The organism is Pseudomonas sp. (genome assembly GCF_030696055.1).
Lineage (GTDB): Bacteria > Pseudomonadota > Gammaproteobacteria > Pseudomonadales > Pseudomonadaceae > Aquipseudomonas.
This window is the reverse complement of record NZ_JAUYNP010000036.1, coordinates 1-4,827: the sequence shown is the minus strand read 5'-3', so window position 1 is coordinate 4,827 and position 4,827 is coordinate 1. Positions and strand designations below refer to the sequence as shown.

Below are 4,827 nucleotides of genomic sequence, written 5' to 3'. Positions count from 1 at the left end.
TCCACCAGCGAGCAGAGCCTGAAGACCTTCCGCGCGCTGTTTATCAACCTGCTGCATATGCGCGAAATCACCGCGGCCAAGCTTAAGCAGTTGTTTCTCGATGCCTTCGAGCACAGCCTGCGCTCGGGCAGCGTCGACTATATCGCCGCCACCGAGGAAGCCTTCCGCGATGTGCGGCGCATGGAGCAGGACTACCAGGCCCTGGTCAGCGCCGGTCCCCTGATCGAAGCCCTGGCCGCCGGCGTCAGCCAGCGCGAACTGCTGCGCGGCAAGCTGCACCGTATCTCGCCACTGCTCGACTCCCTGCTCGGCACCTGGCAGGACTACGCCGGCGCGCGCCGCGAGGAACTGGTGATCCAGGCCGAACACTACCGTGGCGAGCAGGATGGCCTGCAACAGGAACAACGCGGCGACACCCAGGAGCTGATGCGCCTGGAGCGCGAAATCAGCGAGATCCAGCGCTGGCTCGGCGAGCTGGCGGTGCTGAAGAACCGCTTCGCCCTCATCACAGATGTCAAGTTGCTGGAAGCGCAGTTGCTCGCCGCCAAGGATGCCCACGACGAGCTGGCCGGCGCCCTGGCGCAGTCGCGGCAATTCTCCAGCGAAGACCTCAACGAGCGCCTCGCCGACCTGGAGAAGCGCCTGAAGTCGGTCAAACAGCAACTCGAGCACGCCGACAACAACAGCTACTCGCGCCTGCGCGAAGAGTTCAGCCAGGCCGATGTCGATCGCCTGATGCGCCTATTTAACGGCCAGCTGTTCAGCCTGCCGCTCGGCGAGAAAGGCATTCAGCTGGATGACGGCGACGCCTGGGTCAAATCCCTGGAAGCGGTGCTGGATGGCTTCAAGGGCGAGCAGTTCCAGGTTCCAGGGCTGAGCATCGACCTCAGCCATATCGAGCCGCCGGCCCTGCAGGCCCTGGCCGACCGCGCCGCGCTGCGCGACCAGAAGGACCGCCTGGAACGCGAATACAAGCAGCTGAAGACCCAGCAGGTGGTGGCCGCCGACCGCGCGGCCAGCAAGGCCCAGGCAGAGCAGCTGTACCAGGCCGTGCTGGACGCGCAAAAAGCCCTGGAAGACTTCCGCCGCAGCCAGACCCTGGCGGTGGAAGAAGACGCCAAGCTGGAGCTACTGGCGCAGCGGGAAGCCGCCCAGGACGAACTCAAGCGCGCCAGTGACGCCTTTACCGAGCGGGTGCAGCAGCTCTCCGCCAAGCTGCAACTGATCGGCCGCCAGCTGGCCGACCTGGAAGCCAAGGAGCGTACCCTGGAAGACGCCCTGCGTCGCCGTCAGCTGCTGCCGGCCGACCTGCCGTTCGGCACGCCCTTCACCGACCCGGTGGACGACAGCCTGGACAACCTGTTGCCGCTGCTCAACGACTACCAGGACGCCTGGCAGGGCCTGCAACGGGTCGACGGGCAGATCGAGGCGCTGTACGCCCAGGTGCGCCTCAAGGGTGTGGCCAAGTTCGACAGCGAGGACGATGTCGAGCGCCGCCTGTACCTGCTGGTCAACGCCTATGCGCATCGGCAGGACGAAGCCCTGACCCTGGCCAAGGCCAGACGGGCGGCGGTCACCGATATCGCCCGCACCCTGCGCAATATCCGCAGCGATTACGACAACCTGGAACACCAGCTGGCGCTGTTCAACCGCGAGATCAACAAGCGCCAGGTGTCCAACCTGGAGAGCTTTCGCATCGTTTTGGCGCCGAACAAGGACGCGCTTAAACATATCGATCAGATCATCCACAGCGCCGGTCAGTATGAGGAAGGCGAGACCCTGTCGGTGTTCGACCTGCAGCAGAGCAGCGAGCAGGACAACAAGAACGAGGAAGCCAAGGAATACCTGGCGCGCCTGGTGGCGGCCAACCACAACCAGCTGGGCCTCAAGGACCTGTTCGAGCTGGCCTTCGAGATCACCAAGGTGCATGGCCAACCGGTGATCCACACCGACATCGATGGGGCGGCGTCCAACGGCACCACCATGACCATCAAGGCGCTGACCAACATGTACCTGTTGCTGCACCTGATGGACCGCGACCAGGCCGGGCGCGTGCGCCTGCCCTACTACCTGGACGAGGCGGCGGATATCGACGAGAAGAACCAGCAGGCGCTGATCGAAACCAGCCTGCAACTGGGCTTCGTGCCGATTCTGGCCTCGGTCAAACCCCAGGTCTCGGCCCACGTGGCCATCGACCTGGAGGGCGGCAGCGGGCCGAACGGCATCTATATCGACGAAGCGGATTGGAAATATATCCAACGTCGCGACAGCGCCAAGGCCAGTAGCGCAACGCGAGTCGCCGACAGCGAACCGGCGTGATGCACGGCTAAAACAATCAGGGCCGCTAATGCGGCCCTGATTGTTTATGGTTTATTTCGCCAAGGCTATCTTCGGCGCCCAGCGCAACCACTCTTCCTTGACCTCCTCATGCAGGGCAAAGGTCTGCCCAGGCTGCGCCGGACCGCCCATCTGCGGGTTATCCGGCGAGGCGAAGGCTATGCCGCCTTCCAGCAAGGCCTCCAGCGACTCGGTGCGCACCTTCACGCCACTGAACAGTCCGGCATCCACCCCTATGCCACTGGCATTCCAGAAGCGGCTACCGCTGCGCACCAGAGGCGCATAACGCGGCTCAATCAGGATATGCACCAACACCCGGTCCGCGGTGGGACCCAGTTCGCAGTCGGTGACCTTGCCCACCGGCACCTCGCGGTAGCTGACCACCACTCCCGGCTTGATCGAACCGCGGCGCGCGGCGCTCAGCACCAGACGCAAGCCTTGCTCGCGGACGCTGATGGTGGCCTTGGGCGGCGAATCGCTGGCGATAAAGTTCGTCTGGGTGGCGCCGGGTTTGCTCGCAGGCTGCACCTCCAAGTACTGCCCCGTGACCAGGGTTTCCAGATTGGCGGCGCGGGTCAGGCTGACCTCGGGCTTGACCACCCAGAACTGCGTGCCGGCCCGGGCGATCTGCTGGGTCGCCTGGGTCACCCGGGCATACAGAATTACCGCCTGCAGATCCTCGGTCAGCTCGATGCTCTCGACCTTGCCGACATCCAGCCCCTTATAGCGAATCGCCGTACCCGGGCTCAGGCCATCGCCGCGGGGCACGCGGATAGTCAGCGCCAAACCTTGCTGCAGCGCGCTGTCCTGGCTCTTATGCAGGCTGAAATGCTGCCCCTGCTTAGCCCCTTTGCCCGCCTTGAGATCGGGGGTTTCGAAGGCGATACCGCCAGCCAGCAAGGTCTGCAGCGACTCGCTCTTGACCTCGATCCCGGACAGGCCGCCCTTGAGGGTGACACCACTGGCATTCCAGAAGCGCGTGCTGTTGTTCACCAGATGGGCATAGTCCGGCTCTATATGCACGGCGAACACCACCTGCTGATTGTCCCGCGACAACTGAAAGCTCTGCACCGAGCCTACTCGCAGCTGCCGATAGAGCACCGGGCTGCCGACATCCAAGGACCCCCGAGCATCGCTGACCAGCGCCAGATGCAAGCCCGGCGCGCCCTCATCCAGCGGCGGCGCCTTGACCCTGGCAACGAAGTCACGCTGTGGCGCAGCGCCCTTCTCGCCGGGCCGAACCGCAATGTAATTGCCTTTGACCAAGGCCTCCAAACCTGTGATACCGGCCAGGGAAATCGAGGGTTTGACCAACCAGAAGTCGGTGCCCTCGACCAGATAGTCCTCGGTGCGCGGATCCAGCAGCAACTCGACGCGAGCCCCACTCAAGTCCTCGTCGACCTTGAAGGTTTTCATCTGCCCGATCTGGATGCCCTTGTACATGACGGGGGTGCGACCCGGTTCGAGGCCATCGAATTCATGCAGTTTGAGGGACACCCGAATGCCCGCTTGCGCCGTATCGAAATCCTCGTACAGGCGGAACGGCAGGCTTGGGTCAGTCGGCGGACTGTCCTTGCGATGCTCAGGTGTGGCGAAGGCAATCCCGCCCGCGACTATGCTCGCCAACGACTCGGTGCGCACCGTCACACCCGACAGACCGGCGTCGATGGACACGCCGCTGGCATTCCAGAAGCGCGTGTGTTTGCGCACCAGGCTGGCGAAGGCCGGCTCGATATAGACCTTCACCTCGATGGTGCTCTGATCCTCGGCCAATGCGTAGCTCTTAACCCGACCGACCTGGATCTGTTTGAAAAACACCGGGCTGTCGCGGTTCAACGAACCGAGACGATCCGCCTTGAGCGTCAGGTGCAGCCCCGGAGCGCTGTCCGCCATAGGTGGCGGCTCGCTCAGCGCCGTAAAATGATAGGTCGGCTCACCATCGCCTGGACTGGCGGTGATGTAGTTACCCGAGACCAGGGTCTCCAACCCAGTGATGCCGGCCAGCGACACGCTCGGCTTGACCAGCCAGAAACGGGTATTGCTGCGCAGATGCGGCTCGACCCGCTTGTCCATCTCGATGGTGGCGCGCACCCCGCGCTGCTTGCCACTGTCGTCCAGCTCCAGCGCTATGACCTTGCCGATCGGCATGCCTTTGTAGATCACCTCGGTCTTGCCGGCCTGGATACCCTCACCACTGGCGAAGAACACCTGAATCTCGATTCCGGCTTCGTTGTAGGCCCGCCAACCCAGCCAACCGCCGATCAGCAGAGCGATCAGCGGCAGCACCCAGATCGCCGACCAGTTGGAAACGGGGCGCGCTTTGGCCATCGGCAAGTCATTCATGGTCGTCATCCGACTCCGTGTTATCCCAAATCAAACGAGGGTCAAAGGTTAAGGCGGCCAGCATGGTCATGATCACCACGCTGGCGAATGCAGCGGCCCCGAGCCCCGGCTCGATACTCGCCAGGCTGCCGAAGTTGACCACCGCCA

General features: G+C 63.7%; 3 protein-coding genes. 1 reads left to right on the top strand and 2 read right to left on the bottom strand.

The features are described from left to right. A partial coding sequence (locus Q8Q83_RS02040; RefSeq protein ID WP_305620682.1) for a chromosome partitioning protein ParA occupies nt 1-2,319 on the top strand: 2,319 nt, incomplete at its 5' end. Between the two features lie 51 nt (nt 2,320-2,370). Here Q8Q83_RS02040 and Q8Q83_RS02035 read toward each other — a convergent pair. Together Q8Q83_RS02035 and Q8Q83_RS02030 are read right to left on the bottom strand one after the other, a co-directional pair. Next, nucleotides 2,371-4,680 (bottom strand): PqiB family protein, encoded by a 2,310-nt coding sequence (locus Q8Q83_RS02035; RefSeq protein WP_305620680.1) that lies wholly within the window; start codon nt 4,678-4,680, stop codon nt 2,371-2,373. Continuing rightward, the coding region (locus tag Q8Q83_RS02030) for a paraquat-inducible protein A (protein ID WP_305620684.1) at nt 4,673-4,827 on the bottom strand (155 nt) is incomplete at its 5' end. The genes Q8Q83_RS02030 and Q8Q83_RS02035, both read right to left, overlap by 8 nt.

What these genes read in the sequence shown, in the direction of transcription:
- Q8Q83_RS02035 (WP_305620680.1), bottom strand. Translation starts at nt 4,680, where the DNA reads ATGAATGACTTGCCGATGGCCAAAGCGCGCCCCGTTTCCAACTGGTCG.